The organism is Mycolicibacterium sp. XJ2546 (assembly GCF_053483195.1).
Genome location: NZ_JBEFRW010000067.1, coordinates 1 through 277, shown reverse-complemented (window position 1 = coordinate 277; position 277 = coordinate 1). Strand labels below are relative to the sequence as shown.

Here is a 277-nt window from a genome sequence, read left to right as displayed (position 1 = left end):
GGGGCAGCCGGGGATGTTCGGCCAGATAAACTTCGCCCATCCCGCCGGAACCCAGCAGCCGGATAATCGTGTACCCGGCGAACTCCGTCCCTTCAGCCAACGGCATTGGCCAAATCTATCCATCGGGACCGCACGGCCGAACGCGATTTGCACGGGAGCGTTAACAGGCGGTGCGTTACACCCTTCTGGCCCATCGCCTTTGTGAGATGGCCAGCCGTCGCTTGGAAAGCAAGCGCAGCTATGCCCTGTTCACCGACGAGCACCTACTAAGCGCAAC

1 protein-coding gene is annotated in these 277 nt (G+C 61.4%); it reads right to left on the bottom strand.

Translation table 11 applies throughout. The features are described 5' to 3' along the window. Positions 1 to 106 (bottom strand): hypothetical protein (locus tag ABQE44_RS25865; protein ID WP_448432679.1); only part of this gene is annotated, 106 nt, incomplete at its 3' end. Positions 107 to 277: the final 171 nt, after the last annotated feature.